23 protein-coding genes are annotated in these 22,024 nt (G+C 70.1%); 6 read left to right on the plus strand and 17 right to left on the minus strand.

Annotation, left to right across the window (positions count from 1 at the left end; translation table 11 throughout):
• Nucleotides 1-215 precede the first annotated feature (215 nt).
• Nucleotides 216-716, plus strand: a complete 501-nt coding sequence (gene bldD, locus OG741_RS07585; RefSeq protein ID WP_266489365.1) for a transcriptional regulator BldD — start codon at nt 216-218, stop codon at nt 714-716.
• A gap of 171 nt (nt 717-887) precedes the next feature.
• Here the strand turns inward: bldD and nusB are convergent, their stop codons facing one another.
• The 15 genes from nusB to rpsD form a co-directional block, all read right to left on the minus strand.
• Nucleotides 888-1,316 (minus strand): transcription antitermination factor NusB, encoded by a 429-nt coding sequence (nusB, locus tag OG741_RS07590; protein ID WP_266489363.1) that lies wholly within the window; start codon nt 1,314-1,316, stop codon nt 888-890.
• A gap of 2 nt (nt 1,317-1,318) precedes the next feature.
• Complete coding sequence (efp, locus tag OG741_RS07595) at nt 1,319-1,885, minus strand: elongation factor P (protein ID WP_328680110.1); 567 nt, start codon at nt 1,883-1,885, stop codon at nt 1,319-1,321.
• 62 nt (nt 1,886-1,947) lie between these two features.
• Nucleotides 1,948-3,054: an aminopeptidase P family protein gene (locus OG741_RS07600; RefSeq protein WP_405596068.1), complete on the minus strand. Its 1,107-nt coding sequence runs from the start codon at nt 3,052-3,054 to the stop codon at nt 1,948-1,950.
• Nucleotides 3,055-3,358: 304 nt separating this feature from the next.
• Nucleotides 3,359-4,438, minus strand: a complete 1,080-nt coding sequence (locus OG741_RS07605) for an AAA family ATPase (protein ID WP_405596069.1) — start codon at nt 4,436-4,438, stop codon at nt 3,359-3,361.
• 123 nt (nt 4,439-4,561) lie between these two features.
• A complete protein-coding gene (gene aroQ, locus OG741_RS07610; protein WP_266489356.1) occupies nt 4,562-5,002 on the minus strand; it encodes a type II 3-dehydroquinate dehydratase in 441 nt (146 codons plus the stop codon).
• The gene (gene aroB / locus OG741_RS07615; RefSeq protein ID WP_405596072.1) at nt 4,999-6,090 is read right to left on the minus strand and encodes a 3-dehydroquinate synthase; all 1,092 of its coding nucleotides are present in this window, start codon (nt 6,088-6,090) and stop codon (nt 4,999-5,001) included. The genes aroQ and aroB overlap by 4 nt, the downstream gene beginning before the upstream one ends.
• A complete protein-coding gene (locus OG741_RS07620; protein WP_405596074.1) occupies nt 6,087-6,602 on the minus strand; it encodes a shikimate kinase in 516 nt (171 codons plus the stop codon). The genes aroB and OG741_RS07620 overlap by 4 nt, the downstream gene beginning before the upstream one ends.
• Nucleotides 6,599-7,783 (minus strand): chorismate synthase, encoded by a 1,185-nt coding sequence (gene aroC, locus OG741_RS07625; RefSeq protein WP_266489352.1) that lies wholly within the window; start codon nt 7,781-7,783, stop codon nt 6,599-6,601. Before aroC ends, OG741_RS07620 begins: the two co-directional genes overlap by 4 nt.
• A gap of 138 nt (nt 7,784-7,921) precedes the next feature.
• A complete protein-coding gene (locus OG741_RS07630; protein WP_405596076.1) occupies nt 7,922-8,761 on the minus strand; it encodes a shikimate dehydrogenase in 840 nt (279 codons plus the stop codon).
• A complete protein-coding gene (gene mltG / locus OG741_RS07635) occupies nt 8,758-10,458 on the minus strand; it encodes an endolytic transglycosylase MltG (RefSeq protein ID WP_405596078.1) in 1,701 nt (566 codons plus the stop codon). The genes OG741_RS07630 and mltG overlap by 4 nt, the downstream gene beginning before the upstream one ends.
• 104 nt (nt 10,459-10,562) lie before the next feature.
• Nucleotides 10,563-11,027, minus strand: a complete 465-nt coding sequence (ruvX, locus tag OG741_RS07640) for a Holliday junction resolvase RuvX (protein ID WP_266489347.1) — start codon at nt 11,025-11,027, stop codon at nt 10,563-10,565.
• Nucleotides 11,027-13,696, minus strand: a complete 2,670-nt coding sequence (gene alaS / locus OG741_RS07645) for an alanine--tRNA ligase (protein WP_405596079.1) — start codon at nt 13,694-13,696, stop codon at nt 11,027-11,029. The genes ruvX and alaS overlap by 1 nt, the downstream gene beginning before the upstream one ends.
• Complete coding sequence (locus OG741_RS07650; RefSeq protein ID WP_405596080.1) at nt 13,696-14,031, minus strand: DUF6167 family protein; 336 nt, start codon at nt 14,029-14,031, stop codon at nt 13,696-13,698. Before OG741_RS07650 ends, alaS begins: the two co-directional genes overlap by 1 nt.
• Before the next feature lie 6 nt (nt 14,032-14,037).
• Nucleotides 14,038-14,466: a DUF948 domain-containing protein gene (locus tag OG741_RS07655; protein ID WP_405596081.1), complete on the minus strand. Its 429-nt coding sequence runs from the start codon at nt 14,464-14,466 to the stop codon at nt 14,038-14,040.
• A 192-nt stretch (nt 14,467-14,658) separates the two neighbouring features.
• Entirely contained in the window at nt 14,659-15,273 is a 615-nt protein-coding gene (gene rpsD, locus OG741_RS07660; protein WP_266489341.1) for a 30S ribosomal protein S4, read from the minus strand.
• A gap of 188 nt (nt 15,274-15,461) precedes the next feature.
• On the opposite strand from rpsD, the gene OG741_RS07665 reads away from it, so the two are divergent.
• The gene (locus tag OG741_RS07665) at nt 15,462-16,145 is read left to right on the plus strand and encodes a DUF2470 domain-containing protein (RefSeq protein ID WP_405605446.1); all 684 of its coding nucleotides are present in this window, start codon (nt 15,462-15,464) and stop codon (nt 16,143-16,145) included.
• Nucleotides 16,146-16,155: 10 nt separating this feature from the next.
• Here the strand turns inward: OG741_RS07665 and OG741_RS07670 are convergent, their stop codons facing one another.
• Nucleotides 16,156-17,505: a replication-associated recombination protein A gene (locus OG741_RS07670; protein WP_405596082.1), complete on the minus strand. Its 1,350-nt coding sequence runs from the start codon at nt 17,503-17,505 to the stop codon at nt 16,156-16,158.
• A gap of 45 nt (nt 17,506-17,550) precedes the next feature.
• Nucleotides 17,551-18,183, minus strand: coding sequence for a vitamin K epoxide reductase family protein (locus OG741_RS07675; protein ID WP_405596083.1), 633 nt, complete (start codon nt 18,181-18,183; stop codon nt 17,551-17,553).
• A 137-nt stretch (nt 18,184-18,320) separates the two neighbouring features.
• Between OG741_RS07675 and OG741_RS07680 the strand changes: the two genes are divergently transcribed.
• Genes OG741_RS07680 through OG741_RS07695 form a run of 4 tightly spaced genes read left to right on the plus strand, consistent with a single transcriptional unit; the run spans nt 18,321 to nt 21,836 of the window.
• The gene (locus OG741_RS07680; RefSeq protein ID WP_405596084.1) at nt 18,321-19,175 is read left to right on the plus strand and encodes an ABC transporter ATP-binding protein; all 855 of its coding nucleotides are present in this window, start codon (nt 18,321-18,323) and stop codon (nt 19,173-19,175) included.
• Complete coding sequence (locus OG741_RS07685) at nt 19,172-20,020, plus strand: ABC transporter permease (RefSeq protein ID WP_405596085.1); 849 nt, start codon at nt 19,172-19,174, stop codon at nt 20,018-20,020. Before OG741_RS07680 ends, OG741_RS07685 begins: the two co-directional genes overlap by 4 nt.
• Nucleotides 19,978-21,219 carry a histidine kinase gene (locus OG741_RS07690; protein ID WP_405596086.1) on the plus strand — a complete coding sequence of 414 codons (1,242 nt, stop codon included), beginning with the start codon at nt 19,978-19,980 and terminating at the stop codon, nt 21,217-21,219. The genes OG741_RS07685 and OG741_RS07690 overlap by 43 nt, the downstream gene beginning before the upstream one ends.
• Nucleotides 21,216-21,836: a response regulator transcription factor gene (locus tag OG741_RS07695; protein ID WP_266489332.1), complete on the plus strand. Its 621-nt coding sequence runs from the start codon at nt 21,216-21,218 to the stop codon at nt 21,834-21,836. The genes OG741_RS07690 and OG741_RS07695 overlap by 4 nt, the downstream gene beginning before the upstream one ends.
• The last annotated feature ends 188 nt before the right edge of the window (nt 21,837-22,024 follow it).

A 22,024-nucleotide genomic window follows, 5' to 3' on the forward strand; every position in this document is an offset into this window, starting at 1 on the left:
CGGACCTCCTTCTCCGCCTCACGGGACGGATCTTAAAGGACGTCGAAATTGCGCTCCTACGCTACCAGGGCCGTGCCGCGCCCCGGGTCCCGCCCCTGCGGGAGATCCGGACGGACCTTTTCGGCTTGACGCATCCAAGTAACGCTGCGTAACCTCACAGTGAGTTACCAGCCGCGCGGCGGAGCCGCACGTTGTCTCAGCGTCCGGGGAGCTATATGTCCAGCGAATACGCAAAACAGCTCGGGGCCAAGCTCCGCGCCATCCGCACCCAGCAGGGGCTTTCCCTCCACGGCGTGGAAGAGAAGTCCCAGGGCCGCTGGAAGGCCGTTGTGGTCGGCTCGTACGAGCGCGGCGACCGCGCCGTGACCGTACAGCGACTTGCCGAGCTTGCGGACTTCTACGGCGTCCCGGTGCAGGAGCTGCTTCCCGGCACCACGCCGGGCGGTGCCGCCGAGCCGCCGCCGAAGCTCGTCCTGGATCTGGAGCGGCTCGCCCACGTGCCGCAGGAGAAGGCAGGCCCGCTGCAGCGCTATGCCGCCACGATCCAGTCCCAGCGCGGCGACTACAACGGCAAGGTGCTGTCGATCCGTCAGGACGACCTGCGCACCCTGGCCGTGATCTATGACCAGTCGCCGTCGGTCCTGACCGAGCAGCTCATCAGCTGGGGCGTGCTCGACGCGGACGCGCGGCGCGCGGTCACCCACGAAGAGGGCTGACGCCACTTCAGGAGAAACGTCACGTCGGAGGGCGAACCCGTCATGTGCGGGTTCGCCCTCCGCTGCGTTGACGAGCCCCGGCGGCGACAGCCGAAACGCCGACGGGGCTGGAAGATCCAGCCCCGTCGGCGTTCGGTGCGCGGTGGGAAACGAGCCCCGACAGCCCCTCGGCTAGTCGCGACGCAGGCTCGGCTTGAGGTCCTTGAAGCGGCCGAGCATGCCGTTCACGAACGACGGCGACTCGTCGGTGGAGAACTCCTTGGCGAGCTGCACCGCCTCGTCGATCACCACCGCGTCCGGCGTCTCGTCCACCCACACCAGCTCGTACGCGCCGAGCCGGATGATGTTGCGGTCGACGACCGGCATCCGGTCCAGGGTCCAGCCGACCGAGTAGGTGGCGATGAGATCGTCGATCCGGTCCGCGTGCTGCGCGTACCCCTCGACGAGCTCCATGGTGTACTCGCCGACCGGCGGCTGCCGGTCGTCGGACCGCGAGTGCCGGATCCAGTCCGCGAGGACCGTCTGCACGGACGCCCCGCGCTGGTCGGCCTCGAAGAGGATCTGGAAGGCGCGCTTGCGGGCCTTGTTCCGGGCAGCCACGGTTAGCTGTTCACCCGGCCGAGGTACTCACCGGAGCGGGTGTCGACCTTGATCTTCTCACCGGTGGTGATGAAGAGCGGGACGCCGATCTCGAAACCGGTCTCCAGCGTGGCGGGCTTGGTGCCGCCGGTGGAGCGGTCGCCCTGGACGCCGGGGTCGGTGTGCTGGATGGTCAGCTCGACGGCGGCGGGCAGCTCGACGTAGAGCACCTCGCCCTCGTGCTGCGCGACGCTGGCGGTGAAGCCCTCGATCAGGAAGTTGGCGGCGTCGCCGACGGCCTTGCGGTCGATGTGCAGCTGGTCGTACGTCTGCATGTCCATGAAGACGAAGTGCTCGCCGTCCATGTACGAGAACTGCATGTCTCGGCGGTCGACGGTGGCCGTCTCGACCTTCACGCCGGCGTTGAACGTCTTGTCGACGACCTTGCCGGAGAGCACGTTCTTCAGCTTGGTGCGCACAAAGGCGGGGCCCTTGCCGGGCTTGACGTGCTGGAACTCGACGACGGACCAGAGCTGGCCTCCGTCGAGCTTGAGCACCATGCCGTTCTTGAGGTCGTTCGTGGAAGCCACGGTTGCGGAATCTCCTGGACTGACGCTGGTGGACGACCGAGGAAGCGCGCTGCAGCGAAAAGCTAGAGCGCGAGCAGCTCCTTGGTCGTGATGGTGAGTAGCTCGGGTCCGCCGTCCGCCTCCTGGCGCACGACGAGCGTGTCATCGATCCGGACACCGCCCCGGCCCGGGAGGTGGACCCCCGGTTCGACGGTGACCGGCACACAAGCGTCCAGTTTACCCATGGCCGCAGGGGCGAGCTGCGGGTCCTCGTCGATTTCGAGCCCGACGCCGTGCCCGGTGCGGGGTGCGAGGCCCTCTCCATGGCCCGCCGCGTCCAGGATCTGGCGGGCCGCGTGGTCCACATCGCGGAACCCGGCTCCCGGTGCGAGAGACTCGCGGGCGGCCCGCTGAGCGGCGAATACGAGGTCGTACAGGTCGATCTGCCAGTCCGCCGGGGTGGTCCCGATGACGAATGTACGGCCGATCTCGCAGCGGTAGCCGCGATAGTTCGCGCCGACGCAGACCGAGAGGAAATCACCCTCCTCGACGCGGCGGTCACTGGGGTGGTGACCCCCTCGCCCCGAATTCGGTCCGGTGGCGACCGAGGTCGGGAAGGCGGGGCCGTCGGCGCCGTGGTCGACGAGCCGCCGCTCCAGCTCCAGGGCGAGATGCCGCTCGGTACGGCCGACCAGGATCGACTCCAGCAGTTCGCCGAGGGCCTGGTCGGCGATCTCGGCCGCGATCCGCAGGCAGGCGATCTCCTCCTCGTCCTTGACGAGGCGCTGCTGCTCGACGGCGAGGCCGAGGTCGGCGAGACGCAGCCGCGGCGCGACCGAGGCCAGGGCGCGGTGGCGGGCCACGGTCAGATGGTGCTCCTCGACGGCGAGCGACTCGACGCCCGCGGTGCGCGCCTGCTCGGCGGCGGCGACCGCCGGATCGCCGGCCGAGGTGGGCAGGACGGTCAGCCGGAGCTGTTCGTCGGGGCGGCCGTCGGCGGGGTCACTGGTGGGCGTGCCGGGGCAGAGCAGGACGTCCTCGCCGGGGGCGAGCAGCAGTACGGCGCCGATCGGTGCGGCGCCCGCGAGGTAGCGGACGTTCGCGGGGCGGGAGACCAGAACCCCGGCGCTGCCGGTGGCCGCGCACCGGTCCCGCAGCCGGCCGCGGCGGACCCCATACACCTCTGACATGCTCCGAGCCTACGAGCGGTCGCGCGGTCCGGCCTGGTCAGCGCGTCCGACCGGGGTGGGCGAGGGCGCGTTTCAGAAGTAGCGCCGTCCGCCCCAAGGGCGGGCCCCGCAGCGTGTGGTGCGTGCAATCGCAAGGCGGTGGGGGCACCCCCGGACGAAGTCTGGGGGAGATCGCCCTCGTACTGCACGTACTTGGGCGACTCCGACAACACCGCGAGTGCGCGTGCCAGGCGCCGCGGGGTGGGGGTACCTCCCAGGCGAAGCTCTGGGGGAGGGACTTCTCAAACACGCCCTGGCCCGCGGGCTACCAGTTCGGCGGGCTGGCGATGGACCGGGCCAGCACATCGTCGAGCACCCGGGCCGTGGTCTCCACGTCGTACTTGGAGTTGTCGATGATTGGCAGCCCCGATCCGTACCAGCCGGCCATCCGGCCGTGGATGCTGGCCACTTCCTCGTCCGAGAGGCGGCGGTTTCCGCTGCGCTCGGCGTTGCGCTCCAGCACGACCTCGAGGCCGGGAAGCAGGACCACGGGCAGCAGCCCGGGGCCGACGTGGCGCTTCCAGCCGCCGAGGCCGACGACCGGGCGGTCGGGGAAGACGGCGTCGTCGAGGATGCAGGAGATGCCGTTTGCCAGGAAGTTCCGGGCGGCGAATCCGCAGGTTCGGCGGGCGAGGCGGTACTGCGCCTCGGAGTGGTCGTTCCAGCCGGACTGGGGGTCGGCGAAGCCGGAGCAGACCCATTCGCGTACGTCGTCGAGGCTGATGTGCGCGGTGGGGACGCGACGGGCGGCGGCCCAGTGCCTGGCCACGGTCGTCTTGCCCGCGCCGGCCGGGCCGATGAGCAGCACGGCGAGCGTGGCCGTGCCGGTGCCGCTGTCGGCCGGGGGCGGCGCGGGCATGGGAACCGGTCCGCCGGGTGGCAGCTGGATGTGACCCGTGGTCTCACGGGACGGCGAGGCCGAGGCGTGCCGCGGGGTGGGACCGTTCCAGCCGGGGGCGGGGTGCCCGCCGTGCGGGTGCGGGGGCGCGGCGGGGCCCGCGGGTGGCGGTCCTGCGGGGTGCTGCCCCTGCGAGTGCGGTGGGCCGCCCGGCGCGCCGGGCGGAGGCCCGGCAGGAGCGCCCGGGTGAGGTCCGGCAGGCGGCCGGTCCTGCGGGTGCGGAGGCCCGGCAGGAGGCCGGCCCTGCGGCGGCACGGCAGGATGCGGCGGCGGGGGTCCGGCCGGTGCGCCGGGAAGTGGTCCTGCGGGGGGCCGGCCGTGCGGCGGCGGGGGTCCCGCGGGAGCGCCCGGCGGCGACCCCGGGTGCTGGGCGCTGTGTGTCCATCCGGCCGGTCCCTGCCCCGGTTCCTGGGGCGGAGGCAGCGGACCCCCCACTGCGTGCTGCATCCGGTGCCACTCCGTCTCGTACGACTCACGCTGGTCAGGCGCCCTCCCGGCCGCCTTGCTACCGAACGGTACCTTCCCGTTCGCCCCCCGTGGGAACGGCCGGGAGCCGTCCGAAGTGCCCTGTCAGCCAGTCAATTCCTCGGCCAGCGCCCGCAGAGCGAGCCGGTACGAGCCGATGCCGAAGCCCGCGATCGTGCCGCTGGCGACCGCCGCGACCACCGAAGTGTGCCGAAATGCCTCGCGGGTGTACGGATTCGAGATGTGGACCTCGATCAGCGGGGCGGTCCGCTGGGCGGCCGCGTCGCGCATCCCGTACGAATAGTGCGTGAAGGCACCGGGGTTGAGAACGACCGGAATTGAGCCGTCCGCGGCCTCGTGCAGCCAGCGGATCATCTCGCCCTCGTCGTTCGTCTCCCGCACGTCGACGTCGAAGCCGAGCTCCTTGCCAAGTTCCTGGCAGGTCTCCACCAGACCCGCGTAGGAGGTCGCGCCGTAGACGTCGGGCTCGCGCGAGCCCAGCCGTCCGAGGTTGGGGCCGTTGAGTACCAGCACCTGACGCGTCATGCGGACACCTCTCCGTACGCGGCGAGCAGCACCGCTGGGTCCGGGCCCTCCAGCACGGTCGGCTTGGCGAGGCCGTCGAGGACGATGAACCGCAGCAGATTGCCACGGGACTTCTTGTCGACCTTCATCGTCTGAAGGAGCTTGGGCCACTGGTCGCCGCGGTAGGTCAGCGGCAGCCCGACGGACTCGAGGACCGAGCGGTGCCGGTCGGCGGTCGCGTCGTCCAACCGGCCCGCCAGGCGGCCCAGTTCGGCGGCGAAGACCATACCGACCGAGACGGCCGCGCCGTGCCGCCACTTGTAGCGCTCGTTCTTCTCGATGGCGTGGGCGAGCGTGTGGCCGTAGTTGAGGATCTCCCGCAGGCCCGACTCCTTGAGGTCGCTGGAGACGACCTCCGCCTTGACCCGGATGGAGCGCTCGATCAGCTCGGCGGTGTGCGGTCCCGCGGGACTGCGCGCGCCCTGCGGGTCGGACTCGACGAGGTCGAGGATCGCGGGATCGGCGATGAAACCGGCCTTGATGATCTCGGCCATGCCGCTGACGTAGTCGTTGACGGGCAGCGAGTCGAGCGCGGCGAGGTCGCAGAGCACCCCGGCGGGCGGGTGGAAGGCCCCGACGAGGTTCTTGCCCTCGGCGGTGTTGATGCCGGTCTTGCCGCCGACCGCCGCGTCGACCATGGCGAGCACGGTCGTGGGTACGGCGATCCAGCGCACCCCGCGCAGCCAGGTCGCCGCGACGAACCCGGCGACATCGGTGGTTGCGCCGCCGCCGACGCCGACGATGACGTCGGAGCGGGTGAATCCGGTCTGGCCGAGCGCCTTCCAGCAGTACGCCGCGACCTCGACGGTCTTGGCCTCCTCCGCGTTGGGCAGCTGGATCGCGATGGCCTCGAAGCCCTGGGAGGCGAGGTCCGCGCGGATCGCCTCACCCGTCTCGGCGAGGGCCTCCGGGTGCAGCACGGCCACGCGCTGGGCCCGGCCGATGAGCCCGGGCAGCTCGTCGAGCAGCTGCCGGCCGACCAGCACCTCGTACGGATCGGAGCCTTCCGTGCCGCCGACCTGGATACGGGTCACTGCCTGGTCCGTCATACGTCCTTCAGCTCCAAAGCGTCGAGGACCGCCTGGGCGACCTCTTCGGGGGTGCGGTCGTCGGTGGCGACGACGACGCGCGCGACTTCCGTGTACAGATGGCGGCGTGCGTCCATCAACTCGCGCCACTGGCGGCGCGGGTTGACGGCGAGCAGGGGGCGCGCCTGGTTGAGGCCGACCCGCCGTACCGCTTCCTCGACGTCGAGCGACAGATAGACGACGGGCAGCCCGGCGAGCAGTTCGCGGGTCGAGTCGTCGAGGATCGCGCCGCCGCCGAGGGCGAGTACGCCCGGGTGCTCGGCGAGCGCGGCACGTACGGCCTGCCGTTCGAGCTCACGGAAGTACGGCTCGCCCGCGTCGACGAAGATGTCCGAGATCTCCCGGCCCTGCGCCGCGACGATATCGGCGTCGGTGTCCCGGTAGGGCACGCCAAGACGCTCGGCGAGCAGCCCGCCGACCGTGGACTTGCCCGAGCCCATGGGCCCGACAAGGACGATCAGGGGGACGCTCACCGGATGTGGAGGTTGTCGAGGTACGACTGGACGTTGCGGCGGGTCTCGCCGACGCTGTCGCCGCCGAACTTCTCCGCGACCGCGTCGGCGAGGACGAGCGCGACCATCGCCTCGGCAACGATCCCGGCCGCCGGCACCGCACAGACGTCGGAGCGCTGGTGGTGGGCCGCCGCGACCTCGCCGGTGGCGACATCGACGGTGGCCAGCGCACGCGGAACGGTCGCGATCGGCTTCATCGCGGCCCGTACGCGCAGCAGCTCGCCCGTGGACATGCCGCCCTCGGTGCCGCCGGAGCGGCCGGTCGAGCGCCGGATCCCGTCCGGTCCCGGCACGATCTCGTCGTGCGCCTGGGAACCGGGCACCCGGGCGAGCTCGAAGCCGTCGCCGACCTCGACGCCCTTGATGGCCTGGATCCCCATCAGCGCGGCCGCGAGCCGTGCGTCGAGCCGCCGGTCCCAGTGCACGTGCGAGCCGAGGCCGACCGGCACCCCGTAGGCCAGCACCTCGACGACACCGCCGAGGGTGTCGCCGTCCTTGTGGGCCTGGTCGATCTCGGCGACCATCGCCTTCGACGCGTCGGCGTCCAGGCAGCGCACCGGGTCGGCGTCGAGCTTGTCGACGTCGGCAGGGGTCGGGTACACGCCGTACGGGGCCTTGGCCGAGGCCAGTTCGATGACGTGGGAGACGATCTCGATCCCCGCCGTCTCCTTCAGGTACGAGCGGGCCACCGCGCCCAGCGCGACCCTGGCTGCCGTCTCGCGGGCGCTGGCGCGCTCCAGGATCGGCCGGGCCTCGTCGAGTGCGTACTTCTGCATACCCGCCAGGTCGGCATGACCGGGACGCGGCCGGGTCAGAGGGGCGTTACGGGCCAGCTGGGCGAGCTCGTCGGGGTCGACCGGGTCCGCGGCCATGACCTTGTCCCACTTCGGCCACTCGGTGTTGCCCACCATGACCGCGACGGGCGAGCCCATCGTCAGGCCGTGCCGTACGCCACCGAGGAAGGTGACCTCGTCGCGCTCGAACTTCATCCGGGCACCGCGGCCGTAACCGAGGCGCCGACGCGCGAGATGGTCCGCCACCATCTCCGTCGTGATCGGCACACCGGCGGGAAGACCCTCCAGCGTCGCCACCAGTGCGGGTCCGTGCGACTCCCCCGCCGTCAGCCAACGCAACCTGCTCAACGGTGCTCCTCCTGCTCGCGCCTGGGACTGCGACGGCGCGACCGGGTGCGCGGCCCTGGCCCGCCTCCCCCGATCCTCCCACGTCCGCGTCCGTGACCCGTTCTCCGGTCCATCACCCGGACGCCCGCGCCAGCCGCCTCACGCGGCTGTGCCGCCGCTCAGGGCCTGCTCCCCGGCGGCCCGCATGGCGGCGAGCGGCGCGGGGGTGCGGCCCGTCATCTGTTCGACCTGGAGAACCGCCTGGTGGACCAGGAGGTCGAGGCCGCCGACCACGTCCCCGCCGTGCCCCGACCAGGCGGCGGCCAGGGCCGTGGGCCACGGCTCGTACAGCACGTCGAACAGCGTTCCCGGCCGCTCGGGCACCTCGGCCGCCAGCGCGTCGGTCGCGCCCGCCGGGGTGGTGGCGATGACCAGGGGCGCCTCCAGCACCGTCGCGGCCTCGGCCCAGTCTGCGATGACCACATCGACACCGAGCCGCTCGCCCCAGCCGCGCATCTCCTCGGCCCGGGCCTGGCTGCGTACGCAGGCGACGACCGGTCCCGTGCAGATCCGGGCGAGCGCGGCGAGCGCGGACGACGCCGTCGCGCCGGCGCCCAGCACCGCGGCCGATGCGACCTTGTCGACCCCCCGCTCACGCAGCGCGGCGATCATGCCGGGGATGTCGGTGTTGTCGCCGAGACGGCGGCCGTCCTCGGTGAAGACCACCGTGTTGACGGCTTCGACGGAGGCGGCGGTGTCACTGATGCCGTCGAGCAGCGGCAGGATCGCGCGCTTGAGCGGCATGGTCAGCGAAAGCCCGGCCCAGGAGTCGTCGAGTTCCTCCACAAATCCCGGCAGCCCGGCCTCGTCCACCTCGAAGCGGTCGTACGACCAGTCGTCGAGGCCGAGTTCGGCGTAGGCCGCACGGTGCAGCACCGGGGAGAGCGAGTGGGCGATCGGCGATCCGAGAACCGCCGCACGCCGCTTCGTCGTGCTCACTGGCCGTTCTTCTCCTGCTGCTCTTCGTATTTCTTGCGATTGCGCTCGTGCTCCGCGTTGGTGACCGCGAAGAGCGTCTTGTCCGCGGTGATCGACACGAAGTAGTACCAGGGACCGGGGGTCGGATTCAGCGCCGAGCCGAAAGCGTCCAGACCCGGATTCCCGATCGGGCCTGGCGGCAGCCCCTTTATGTCGTACGTGTTGTACGGATCCTTTATCTGCCGCAGATCGTCGACGGCGCCGGTGTCGAGCTTGCTCTCGCTCTTGATGTAGTTGATCGTCGAGTCGAATTCGAGGCGTCCGACGGTCTCGATGTTGTTCGGCTTCAGGCGGTTGTAGACGACCCGCGAGACCTTGTCGAAGTCGTGCTTGTACTTGCCCTCGGCCTGGACGAGGCTCGCGACGGTGAGCACCTGGAGCGGCGACTTCAGGCCCAGCCTGGCGGCCTCGGCCTTGAGGTCCTTCTTGCCGAACTCCTGGTTCGCCTGGGCGACCATCTTCTGCAGGACGGCCTCCGGCTTCATGCCCTTGGCGACCGGATAGGTCGCGGGGTAGAGGAATCCTTCCAGCGGGTCCTTGATGTTCTTGTTGTCATTTGCCCACTCGGGCAGGCCAAGAGTCTTCGCCTTCGCCTTGGCGACGGCCTTGGTGGTCCCCGCCTTGATGCCGAGGCGCGCGTCGATCTGTTCGTAGACCCAGGAGTTGCGCTTGCCCGGAATAACCATCAGGTTGTTGCGGCTGGCCGGGTCGAGCATGCGGGCCACGGCGTTCTTGCCGGACATGCCCTTGGGGAGCAGGTACACGCCGGCTTGGATGCCCTTCCCGTCGGCGGCGGCGACGAAGGCACCCGCGCTCTTGACGACACCGGCCGTCTTGAGGATGTTGCCGATCTCCAGCAGGCCCGCGCCCTTGGGGACCTCGACCTGCGTCTGCCCCGTTCCGGCACCCGCGTAGTCCTCGGCCGGGCCGAACCGGTCCTGCCAGAACTGATAGCCGAAGTAGCCGGCACCGCCGAGGCCGCCCGCGAGCACCAGCGAGACGACCAGGCACGCGCAGCCGTTGCGGCTCTTCTTCTTGGTCTTGCCTCGGCGCTCACGGCCGCCGCCCCGGCGCGACTCACCCGGGTCGTCGTCGTACTCCCCGTCGTCGTCACGGTCGTCGTCGCCGGTGAAGAAGGGGTGGGTCTCCTCCTGCTGCGCCTCGGCGTCCCAGTCGGTGGGAGCGGGCTGCGGCTGGGCCTGGCGCCGGCCCGGGGGCTGTGGCGGCGGATAGGCCTCGGGAGTGGCGTAGTAGTCGGGTTCCTGCGGGTTTCCGTAGCCGGGCTGCTGGCCGCCGTAGGTGTCGGCCGGGCCCGCTCCGTACGGCATGGCGGGCTGCTGGCCGGTGTCCCAGCCGCCGTTGTACTGCTGCTGGTTGTACTGCTGTTGCTGCTGTTGCTGGTTGTACTGCTGTTGCTGCTGTTGCTGGTTGTACTGCTGCTGTTGCTGCTGGTTGTACTGCTGTTGCTGTTGCTGCTGATACGGGTCCTGCTGCTGGTTGCCGTACTGCTGCGGCTGCTGTGGGTACTGCTGCTGCGGCTGGCCGCCGTACGGAGTCTGGCCGGCTGCGGCCTGCTGTCCTCCCCACCCCTGGTCCCCGTACAAGGGGTCCTCGGGATGCCACGGTTCGGAGCCAGAGCCCCGGCCATACTCAGTCATCGATCCCCTAGGGCCGCGAGGCAGACGTGGAACATGCCGGCCTCTTTTCTGTGCGGCAGCTGTTCGAACACCACCGCATCGCGCGGAACGTTACCGTATCGCGATCAGACAACCACTTCGACGCCCTCGCCCGGAGCAGTCCCGGACGCCCGTTCGGACTCCAGAGCGTTCTGAAGGATCACCACAGCGGCAGCCTGGTCGATGACGGAACGGCCCTTTTTGGACTTCACGCCCGAAGCGCGGAGTCCCTGACTGGCCGTCACTGTGGTCATCCTCTCGTCCACCAGTCGGACCGGAATGGGGGCGATGCCGTTGGCGAATTCCTGGGCGAAGCCGCGGATCTTGACGGCGGCCGGGCCTTCCCCGCCGCTGAGCGAGCGGGGCAGGCCGACGATGACCTCGATGGGCTCGTACTCCTCGACGAGCTGCTTGAGGCGCCGGTGGGCGGCCGGGACATCGCGTCCCGGCACGGTCTCCACCGGAGTGGCGAGGATCCCGTCGGGGTCGCACGAGGCGACCCCGATGCGGGCGTCCCCGACATCGAGCGCGAGGCGGCGGCCTCTGCGCATCAGGCGGTCTCGGTGACGAGGCGCTCGACGGCGGCCACGGCGTCGCCGATGGCGTCCGGGTTCTGTCCGCCGCCCTGGGCGACGTCCGGCTTGCCGCCACCGCCGCCGCCGAGGGTCTTGGCAGCCGTACGGACCAGGTCGCCGGCCTTGAGTCCGCGCTCGCGGGCGGCCTCGTTGGTGGCGATGACCGTCAGCGGGCGGCCGTTGGCGACGGTGAACAGAGCCACGACGGCCGGGCGGTCGCCCTGGATGCGGCCGCGGACGTCGAGGACCAGCTTGCGCAGGTCGTCGGCGCCGGTGCCGTCCGGCACCTGGCCGGTGACCACCGCGACACCGCGTACGTCCTTGGCGCCCGAGGCGAGACCGGCGGCGGCCTGCAGGACCTTCTCCGCGCGGAACTTCTCGATCTCCTTCTCGGCGTCCTTGAGCTTGGCGAGCATGCCGGAGATCTTCTCGGGAAGCTCCTCGGGACGGCCCTTGACCAGCTCCTGGAGCTGGGCGACGACCGTGTGCTCCCGGGCGAGGAAGTTGTAGGCGTCGACACCGACGAGGGCTTCGATACGGCGCACACCGGAGCCGATCGAGGACTCGCCGAGCAGCTTCACCAGGCCCAGCTGGGCGGTGTTGTGCACATGCGTGCCGCCGCACAGCTCCTTGGAGAAGTCGCCGATGGTGACGACGCGGACCCGCTCGCCGTACTTCTCGCCGAACTCGGCGATGGCGCCCTGCTTCTTGGCCTCGTCGATGCTCATGACCTCGGCCTGGACGTCGAGTTCACGGGCGAGCACTTCGTTGATCTTCTGCTCGACGTCGGTGAGAACCGTGCCGGGGACGGCCGCGGGCGAGCCGAAGTCGAAACGGAAGCGGCCCGGGGAGTTCTCCGAACCGGCCTGGGCGGCCGTCGGGCCGAGGGCGTCGCGCAGCGCCTGGTGGGTCAGGTGCGTGGCGCTGTGGGCGCGGGCGATGGCGCGGCGGCGCCTGGTGTCGATGGCGGCGTAGGCGGAAGCACCGACAGTCACCTCGCCGACCTGCACCGAGCCCTTGTGCACGGAGACGCCGGGGACCGGCTGCTGGACGTCGCGGACCTCGATGACGGCGCCCGTGTCGAGCTTGATGCGACCCTGGTCGGCGAGCTGGCCGCCGCCCTCGGCGTAGAAGGGGGTGCGGTCGAGGACGACCTCGACCTCGTCGCCCTCGGTGGCGGCGGGCGAGGGGACTCCGTCGACGAGCAGGCCGACGATGGTCGACTCGCCCTCGGTGGAGGTGTAGCCGGTGAACTCCGTGGCGCCGGACGTGTCGGCGACCGAGCGATAGGCGGAGAGGTCGGCGTGGCCGGTCTTCTTGGCCTTGGCGTCGGCCTTGGCCTGGTCCCGCTGCTGCTTCATCAGACGGCGGAAACCGTCCTCGTCCACGGAAAGGCCCTGCTCGGCGGCCATCTCCAGGGTGAGGTCGATCGGGAAGCCCCAGGTGTCGTGGAGCAGGAAGGCCTTGTCGCCGGCGAGGACCGTGCCGCCGCCGGCCTTGGCCTCGGTGATGGCGGTGTCGAGGATGTTGGTGCCGGCCCTGAGCGTCTTGAGGAAGGCGGCCTCCTCGGCGCCGGCCACCGTCTCGATGCGCTTGCGGTCGGTGATGAGCTCCGGGTACTGCTGGCCCATCGTCTTGATCACGACGTCGACCAGGTCCTGGACGACCGGATCGGTGGCGCCCATGAGGCGCATGTTGCGGATGGCGCGGCGCATGATGCGGCGCAGGACGTAGCCACGGCCCTCGTTGCCCGGCGTGACTCCGTCACCGATGAGCATCACGGACGTACGGATGTGGTCGGCGACGACCCGCATCGAGACGTCGGTGTCGTGCTTGTCGCCGTAGCGCACGCCGGTCAGCTCGGTGGCCTTGTCCATGACCACGCGCAGGGTGTCGGTCTCGTACATGTTCTGTACGCCCTGAAGGATCATCGCGAGGCGCTCGAGGCCGAGGCCGGTGTCGATGTTCTTGGACGGCAGGTCGCCGAGGATCGGGAAGTCCTCCTTGCCCTCGCCGGCGCCGCGCTCGTACTGCATGAAGACCAGGTTCCAGATCTCCACGTACCGCTCGTCGTTGACGGCCGGGCCGCCCTCGACGCCGAACTCCGGGCCCCGGTCGTAGTTGATCTCCGAGCACGGACCGCAGGGGCCGGGGACGCCCATGGACCAGAAGTTGTCCTTCTTGCCAAGGCGCTGGATGCGCTCGGCCGGTACCCCGATCTTGTCGCGCCAGATCTGCTCGGCCTCGTCGTCGTCGAGGTAGACGGTGATCCAGAGCTTCTCGGGCTCCAGGCCGAAGCCACCGTCGGCCACGGAGCTGGTGAGCAGCTCCCAGGCGTAGGTGATGGCGCCTTCCTTGAAGTAGTCGCCGAAGGAGAAGTTGCCGCACATCTGGAAGAAGGTGCCGTGCCGGGTGGTCTTGCCGACCTCTTCGATGTCCGGCGTACGCACGCACTTCTGCACGCTGGTGGCGCGCGGGGCAGGCGGCTTGGCCTCGCCGAGGAAGTACGGCTTGAAGGGAACCATGCCCGCGTTGACCAGCAGCAGAGTCGGGTCGTCCGCGATGAGCGACGCCGAAGGCACGACGGTGTGCCCGCGCTCCTCGAAGAAGCTCAGCCAGCGGCGGCGGATTTCAGCCGACTCCATCAGTGGTCCTCATTCCGGTTGTACGAGTTGTAGGAGTGCTTGTCGTGCGAAGGCCCCGGCCGGTCGATCGCGGGGTAGCGGCGCTGCGTGGGCAGTTCGGGGTCGACCGGTGCATCGATGCCGAGTGCTTCGCCCAGTTCGGCCTCGCGCTGGACCATGCCCGCCCGGACGTCGAGTGCGAAGTCCTTGAGCTTGTGGCCCGCGTCGATCGCCTTGTTCGCGGCCTGCGCCGCGAGGCTTTCGGGGGTCAGCTGCCTGAGCTTGCGATTGACCTTGGTGGTGGCCCAGACGCCGGCTGCGGCGCCGGCGGTGAACCAGAACGTGCGGCGGAACATGGTGCGTCAGCCTTTCCGCTTACGCCGGGGCGACGGCACGGTACGGCCGACGATCACCGGTCGACGCGACGGCGCGGCGGGGGCGTCGTCGCTCTTGCGGCTCATGGCCCGGCGCACGCCGTAGCCGAAGGCCGCGACCTTCACCAGCGGCCCGCCGAAGGTCGAGGCGACCGTCGTGGACAGCGCCGACGCGTTCGATGTGACTTCCTGGACGTCCGTCGCGATGGCGTCGACCCGGTCGAGCTGGGTCTGTGCGGAGCGCACCGTGGCGGAGGCGTCGGCCAGCAGGGGCACCGCCTGCTCGGTCACGTCCGCCACCAGCTTGGTGGTCGCTCTGAGCGTCTGGGCCAGCCTCACCAGCACCACGGCGAGGAAGGAGACCAAGATCGCCCAGAAGACGGCCACCAGGATCCCGGCAACCTCTCCACCGGTCACGCTGCACCGCTCTCTGCTCGTCGATGGACACCTCGGAAATCGTCCTCCGACCCTATCGCGCCCAGGGTCGCACCCCATACCGCATTCCCGCCGGGGAGGAAGGGAACGGCTCCGGAACGCGAGAGCCCGCCGGCTCCCCCATCGGTAACGGCGGGGAAGCGGCGGGCTGAAGCTGTGTGAGCTAAGCCGTGATCAGCGGGCGTAGTACTCGACGACCAGCTGCTCGTCGCAGATGACCGGGACTTCCTTGCGGTTCGGGTCACGGTCCAGGCGGAACGCCAGGGCCTTCAGGTTGACCTGCAGGTAGCGCGGGGTCTCGCCGTCGGCGGCGAAGCCACCCTCACGCGCGACCTGGAAGAGCGGCTTCTCGCGGCTGCGCTCGCGGACCATCACGACGTCGTCGGGACGGACGCGGAACGACGGCTTGTCGACCTTGCCACCGTTGACCTCGATGTGGCCGTGGACGACCATCTGGCGGGCCTGGTAGATGGTGCGGGCGATGCCCGAACGCAGGACCAGGGCGTCGAGGCGGCGCTCGAGCTCGATGACCAGCGCCTCGCCGGTCTTGCCCTCGGCCTTCTTGGCGCGGTCGTAGGCGCGGGCCATCTGGCGCTCGCTGATGTCGTACTGGGCGCGCAGACGCTGCTTCTCGAGCAGACGGACCTTGTAGTCCGAGTTCTGCTTGCGGCCACGGCCGTGCTCGCCCGGCGGGTAGGGGCGGGCTTCGAAGTACTTGACTGCCTTCGGCGTCAGCGCGATACCGAGCGCACGAGACTTCTTGACCTTGGGACGCGACTGGTTAGGCACGTTCTCCAGACCTCCGTTGTAGGTTAGGTTAGGCTCACCTTACTCAAGGAGATCGCATGTCTCGCCCTGGGAACACCAAGCGCATCACGGACAGCACGAAGAACGTCGACGCATCCAATGGCGTCGAGGCGACGGAGGTCCGATCAGCTCATGGTCAGCCGCGTCCCAGCGGGCTTGAAATCGCGCGGATGCCGTCAGCAGCCGAGCGCACACGAACTCTCGTACAGAGTACATGCTCAGCGGTGCTGCTCATCCCGGGGGTGGACGCCGCACGCCCCGAGCAGCTGACCCCGCAGGCGCGGGTCGTGGGAACCGACGGTGAGGTGTTCCTGCTGTTTCCCTCGGACTCCCCGGCCGTGCGCGCCGCCACGCACGCGCAGGACGACGAACTCTCCGCTGTGCTGGAGATCACCGATGTCGCGCCGGTTTCGGTGCCCCATCGTATCCGCGGCCGGGCCTGGATCTACGGCTGGCTCACCTGCGCACCCGGTCTGGCCGCGCCCGGCGCCATGATGCTGCGCCTCGAAACGGGCGAGGCGTGGGTGGACGATCTGTGGGGTGCGGCCGGCGTCGAGCCGGAGGACTTCGCGCAGGCGTCCGTCGATCCGCTCGTCGCGCACGAGACCGAGCTGCTGCAGCATCTGCACTCCGCGCACAGCGAGCAGGTGCAGGAGCTGTGCGGGCTGCTCAGCGAGAGGACGGGTGCGAGGGGGCAGCGGGCGGTGCCGCTGTCGCTGGACCGGTTCGGGCTGCGGGTGCGGTTCGTCGGCGGACGCAGCTTCGACGCGCGCTTCGACTTCCCCACGCCGGTGCGCGATGTCGCGGAACTGCGCCGGGCCATGTACAGGCTCTTCGAGGCCGCGTCGCAATAGGCCCGCCCGGTTACTCGCCGCGCAGGCGTTCGCGGACCTTCTCGACCACGTCGGCGTACCGCGCCTCCGCGCCGTACCTCGTCGGTTCGTAGTAGCGCTTGCCCTGCACCGCGTCCGGGGCGTACTGCTGCGCGGCGATCCCGCCCGGGACATCGTGCGGATACACATAGCCCTGCGCATGGCCGAGCTTGGCCGCGCCCTTGTAGTGGCCGTCGCGCAGATGCGGCGGGACAGCTCCGGCCAGACCGGCGCGCACGTCCGCGAGCGCCGCGCCTATCGCGGTCGTCGCGGCGTTCGACTTGGGGGCCAGCGCCAGCGCGATCGTGGCGTGGCTGAGAGTGAGCGCGGCCTCCGGGAAACCGATCATCGCCACCGCCTGGGCCGCGGCGACGGCGGTGGGCAGGGCCGTCGGGTCGGCGAGGCCGATGTCCTCGCTCGCCGAGATCATCAGCCGGCGGGCGATGAAACGTGGGTCCTCCCCCGCCTCGATCATGCGGGCCAGATAGTGCAGCGCCGCATCCACGTCGGAGCCCCGGATGGACTTGATCAGGGCGCTCGCCACGTCGTAGTGCTGATCGCCGTCGCGGTCGTACGTCACCGCCGCGCGGTCGACGGTCTCCTCCAGCGTCTGGAGGCTGATCTCGCTCTCGCTCTTGTCGATCGCCGCGCCCGCGGCCGCCTCGAGCGCGGTCAGCGCCCGGCGGGCGTCGCCGCCCGCGATCCGCAGCAGATGGGCCTCGGCGTCCGCGGGAAGGCCGACGGCTCCGCCCAGGCCCCGCTCCTCCGTGAGCGCCCGGCGCAGCAGTGCGCTCAGGTCCTCGTCGGTGAGCGACTCCAGGGTGAGCAGCAGGGAGCGGGAGAGCAGGGGCGAGATGATGGAGAAGTACGGATTCTCGGTGGTGGCGGCGATCAGCGTCACCCAGCGGTTCTCCACGGCGGGCAGCAGGGAGTCCTGCTGGGCCTTGGAGAAGCGGTGGATCTCGTCGAGGAAGAGGACGGTCTCCTTGCCGAAGCCGCCCGCGGCCCGGCGGGCACCGTCGATGACCGCCCGTACTTCCTTGACTCCGGCCGTGATTGCGGAGAGTTCGACGAAGCGCTTGTTGGTCGCTTTGGAGACGACGTACGCGAGGGTCGTCTTGCCGATGCCCGGCGGTCCCCAGAGGATCACCGACGATGCTCCGGCGGGGCCTCCGCCGCCCTCGCCGACGAGGCGGCGCAGTGGTGATCCGGGCTTCAACAGGTGCTGCTGGCCGACGACTTCGTCGAGGGTACGCGGGCGCATCCGGACGGCCAGGGGGCTGCTGGACGGATCCTTCTCCTGGCGTTCCTCGGCTGCGGCGGTAAAGAGGTCGGGCTCCACGCTGTGCAGCCTATGTCAGCGGTCTGACAGTCCCCCGTGGCCGGGTCAGCCGGTCCAGAAGTCCCACCAGCGGGTCAGGACGAGCATCCCGATGATGCCGATCCAGAGCACCGGCGGCAGCCAGTGGAACTCCAGCAGTCCCTTGCGCAGCCCCTCCGGCACCTTGATGATCCGGTGCTCGATGTTGTGCAGCGTGACGTAGCAGAACATCACGATGGTGGCGATCCAGGCCAGCGAGCACCACAGGCACAGCGCGTTGATCTCGTACAGCGACTGGTACTGGAGCCAGGTGCAGAAGCCCACCCCGAACAGACACCCGGCGTTGAGACCCAGCCAGTACCAGCGCCGGTAACGCGCCCCCGCCAGCAGCCCCACACCGATCGCGATCACCATCGAGTACGCCACAAGCCCCAGCATCGGATTCGGGAACCCGAACGCCGACGCCTGCTCGCTCTTCATGATGTTCCCGCAGGACACCACCGGATTCAGACTGCACCCCGGCGTGAAACCCGGATCCTCCAGCAGCTTGAACTTGTCGATCGTGATCACCCACGACGCCAGCAGACCCGCCGCACCCGTGATCACCAGAAGCCAGGAGAAGGCACGACTGCCGCCGATCGTGCCCTTGGAGCCGTTCTCCCGCTCGGAGGACACGTCGTCAACCGCTGCAGTCGTCATATCCCGTTCCATCGCTCAGTGGCCTTCTGGGGGCACGGTCATTCTGCCGCACCCGCACCTGTGTCCACCGTTCGATGGACATAAGGATGTACGGACGGTCGTCCCCCGGGGCTCACTTCGGCGGGAAGCTCGTTGTCATGACAGAACTCGCGGTGAACGTGCGCGGACTGCGCAAGCGGTACGGCGATGTGACAGCGGTGGACGACCTGGACCTGGGCATTGACCGGGGCGAGGTCTTCGGCATTCTCGGCCCCAACGGCGCGGGCAAGAGCACCACGGTGGAAATCCTTCAGGGTCATCGCTCCCGGGACGCGGGCGAGGTGACCGTACTCGGCTCGGACCCTGCGACCGGAAACCGCCACTGGAGGTCCAGGATCGGCATCGTCTGGCAGGACGAATCGGCGCCCGCGGAGTTGACGGTCCGGGAGACGGTGTCCCATTTCGCCCGCTACTACCCGAAACCGCGTGACCCTGAAGAGGTCATCTCGCTCGTGGGTCTCGAAGAAAAGGCGTCGAGCCGGATCAAGGCGCTCTCCGGCGGGCAGCGGCGCCGGCTGGATGTGGCGCTGGGCGTGATCGGCGGTCCCGAGCTGCTGCTGCTCGACGAGCCCACGACGGGCTTCGACCCCGGCGCCCGCCGCCGGTTCTGGGAGCTGATCCGGCGGCTGGCGGACGAGGGCACGACCATCGTCCTGACCACGCACTACCTGGAGGAGGCCGAGGTCCTCTCCGACCGGCTCGCCGTGATCGCCGCCGGCAAGGTGGTCGCCGAGGGCACCCCGGCCGGCCTGCGCGAGGAGTACGGGACGCAGGCCACGGTCACCTGGACGGAGCGGGACGGTGCGCCGCGCTCCGAGCAGACGGCGACCCCGACCCGTACCGTCGCCGAGCTCACGCGCCGATTCGACGGCGAGATCCCGGGCCTGCTGATCAGCAGGCCGACCCTCGAAGACGTCTATCTGCGGCTCACCGGACAGGAGGCGGCGCGATGACCACGGTCACGGACCTGAAGAGCGGCGTACGCAGCACATCACCCCAGCTTCCCGGGGCCTGGCGGCTGGGGCTGCTGCGCGGCCGCCTGGAGGTGCTGGCGTTCTTCCGCCAGCGCGAACAGGCCATCTTCACCTTCGCCTTCCCGATCGTCTTCCTCTTCCTCTTCGCGTCGATCTTCAGCGACGACGTGAAGGGCGCGGGCATCACCGCGTCCCAGCTCTATGTGCCGGCGATGATCGCGGCAGGCATCATGTCGACCAGCTTCCAGTCGCTGGGCATCTCGATCGCGATCGAGCGGGACGAGAAGCAGCTGCGGCGGCTGCGCGGGACGCCGATGCCGCCTTCCGCGTACTTCCTCGGCAAGGTGTGGCTGGTCCTGATCACCGGGCTGCTGGAGACGGCGGCGCTGCTGGTCGTCGGCCAGGTGTTCTACGATGTCGATCTGCCCACCAGCGTGGGCAAGTGGCTCACCTTCGGCTGGATATTCGTCCTCGGACTGACCGGGTGCGCGCTGCTCGGTATCGCCATCAGCAGTGTGCCGAAGTCGGGACAGAGCGCCACCTCCGTGGTCGTACTCCCCTTCCTGGTACTGCAGTTCATCTCCGGGGTGTACATCGCGATCAACACCATCCCGGACTGGATGCTGAACATCGGCGCGATCTTCCCGCTGAAATGGATGTGCCAGGGTCTGCGCGGGGTGTTCCTGCCGGAGTCGGCCTCCGTGCTGGAACAGGCGGGCAGCTGGGAGTACGGCCGTATCGCCCTGGTACTGGGCGCCTGGTGCATCGGAGGACTGGTGCTGTGTCTGCTGACCTTCCGCTGGAAGAGCCGGCGCGACGGCTGAGCGGGCCGGCCGGGGCGCGCGACTCCGACGCCTGGGACCGCAGTTTCCTGCCCTGGGACGTGTATTTCGCGGTCGTGTGGACAGCGACGCTGATCTTCACGCTCGCCACCCCGAGCTCCGGCTGGCCGGTCCGTCTGGTCGCGGCCGCGCTGTTCGTGCTGCTCGCTCCCTGGTACGTGTGGGTCGGACGGGCCGAGCTGATGGCCCGGGCCGGGGCCGAGCGGTACCCGGTGCGCTATGTCGCCGGGTCGGTGCTGCTGTTCCTGGCACCCGCGATCCTGGTGGGCGAAACGCGCATCGCCGCCTTCGCGCTCGTCCCGCAGTGCTTCATGCTGCTGCGGATGCGGCTCGCCCTGATCGCCGTGGCGGTCATCAACATCGCCCCGGTGCTCGGGTGGGCCGTCGTGTGGAGGCCCGACGCCCAGACCGTCTTCTTCCAGGCCCTGTTCGCGCTCGTCAGTCTGGCCTTCTCGGCGGTACTCGGCAGCTGGATCATCCGCATCATCGACCAGAGCAGGGAACGGGCAGCGCTGATCGCCGAGCTGGAGGCCGGCCGGGAGGAGATCGCGCGCCTCTCGGCGGACCGCGGGGCCCTTGCCGAGCGGGAACGGATGTCCCGCGAGATCCACGACACGCTCGCCCAGGGGTTCACCAGTGTGCTGATGCTGCTGCAGGCGGTGGACTCGGAACTGGAGCGCGATCTGCCGCAGGCCCGCCGCCATCTGGAACTGATGGCCGACACGGCACGGCAGAACCTCGCCGAGGCACGCGCCCTGGTGGCCGGTGGCGCACCGGCGGACCTGGACGACAACTCGCTGCCGGACGCGCTGCGCAGGCTCGCCGCGCGCCAGGACACGGCCGCGTCCGTCGAAGTGACGGGCACCGCACGGCCGTTGGCCCCGGCACTCGAGGTGGTGGCGCTGCGCACCTGCCAGGAGGCCCTGGCCAACGCCGCCAAGCACGCGGGGGCCGGGACGACGGTGGCCATCGCGCTCGCGTACTCCGATGCCGCCCTGTCCGTGTCCGTACGCGACACGGGCTGCGGCTTCGACGACTCGGTGCCGCTGCGGGGCTACGGGCTGAACGGCCTGCGGGCCCGGGCCGCCGAGGTCGGCGGCTGCGCCGACGTACGCAGCGCGCCGGGCGGGGGCACGACTGTCACCGTACGACTGCCACTACCCGATAGGAGCGGTACGTGATCCGCATTCTGCTCGCCGACGACCATCCCGTCGTACGGGAGGGCCTGCGCGGGATGCTCGGCGCCGAGCCCGATCTGACCGTGGTCGGCGAGGCGTCCAGCGGACCGCAGGCGGAGGCGCTGAGCGCCGAACTCCAGCCGGACATCGTGCTGATGGACCTGCGGATGCCGGGCGGCGGGGGCGTCGAGTCGATCAACCGGATGCGGGCGGCAGGACTGCCCTGCCGGGTGATCGTGCTGACGACGTACGAGACGGACACGGACATCCTGCGTGCCGTGGAGGCGGGGGCGGCGGGCTATCTGCTCAAGGACCTGGCCCGCGGCGAACTGGCCGACGCGGTACGGGCGGCGGCCCGCGGCGAGACGGTACTGGCCCCCTCGGTGGCCGCCCGCCTGGTCGACCAGCTGCGCCGGCAGCCGGAGCGGCCGCGGCTGTCGGAACGCGAGACGGCGGTGCTGCGGCTGGTGGCGGAGGGGTGCACGAACGCGGAGATCGGGCGTCGACTGTACATCGGGGAGTCGACGGTGAAGACGCATCTGCTGCGGATCTTCGGGAAGCTGGGGGTGGACGACCGCACGGCGGCGGTGACGAGCGCGATGCGGAACGGGTTGCTGTGAACCCTTTCCCGTAACTGGGGCTTCGCCCCAGACCCCGTATGCGACCTTCGGCCGCATGTCCTCAAACGCCGGACGGGCTGAAAATTCAGCCCCGTGGGGGTCCCCCCGGACGAAGTCTGGGGGAGTTTGAGGCGCGGGGGTCCGGGGGCAGCGCCCCCGGTTACGGGAAGGGGCGGGGTGGGGGAAAG

It is taken from the genome of Streptomyces sp. NBC_01410 (genome assembly GCF_045040195.1).
In the GTDB taxonomy this organism is placed as follows: domain Bacteria; phylum Actinomycetota; class Actinomycetes; order Streptomycetales; family Streptomycetaceae; genus Streptomyces.